This window comes from Collinsella sp. LCP21S3_A9 (genome assembly GCF_052118785.1).
GTDB lineage: Bacteria > Actinomycetota > Coriobacteriia > Coriobacteriales > Coriobacteriaceae > Collinsella.
On record NZ_JBQKGN010000058.1, the window covers coordinates 1 to 862 of the forward strand.

Below are 862 nucleotides of genomic sequence, written 5' to 3' on the forward strand. Positions count from 1 at the left end.
GAAAAACGAATCCAAGTCAGACCATTTCAAATGGTTCGATGTCTGCCCGGATGCGACACATCTGGTGTGTCCATCCTCGCAGTATCCGGTTCTCAAGGTGCACGCCTGCGCGTCTCATCCGGTCCGACCGGGCCGCGCGGCAAGGAGATATATTGCCAGACCGGAGGGGCCCCGGGGGCGGGAATCACGCACTCCATATTTTGTTCACAAATAAACCAGAGGGCCCTGGAATCCGACAGGGTCTAATCGACGATCATATATCTCAGACAGACCGTATGACCTCGGTGTTCATGCTGTCCGATGTATACGTATCGGTTATATACCCAAACCAGAATTAAATAGCACCTAGGAGATAGATTGCGACGGTTCCCCCTATAAAGCCTTTACGCGACAAAGGACCCCGCCAGACAGCGCTGGAGCCCCATTAGTGTGCAATCCTAGCCGAAAGACGTGAAACGCGAGAAAAGATTGATTTGTAATCTAAATTGGCAGATCCATCTAGGAAATACGCAACCAGCCAAAGGAGCGTACCTAAGTGCGGACTGTAAAGAACGAGTCCCAAAAACAGGCCTCGAAAAGAATCAACCCACTTCATATGCTATTGCGACTTCAGAATAAAGAAATCAACTATCTAGAGCCACGGATCAATACAAACGCAAAAAAGGGGGAGGCCGCGAGGCCTCCCCCTTCTCAGTCCAAGCGCACGGCTCGGTGCCGTCCACCGGTCAGCGGCGCCCTGGCCTCCCACGGACTGGCCCCGCAGTACTCTCGGCGCGATGGGGCTTAGCTTCCGGGTTCGGAACGGGACCGGGCGTGCCCCCCATGCTCTGGCCGCTGACCGGTGGGCGGCGCCCACCGTATC

1 rRNA gene is annotated in these 862 nt (G+C 55.1%); it reads right to left on the reverse strand.

The window, feature by feature from the left end:
- Positions 1-723 precede the first annotated feature (723 nt).
- Positions 724-839 (reverse strand): 5S ribosomal RNA (gene rrf, locus ACTQ05_RS09530).
- Between the last annotated feature and the right edge of the window lie 23 nt (positions 840-862).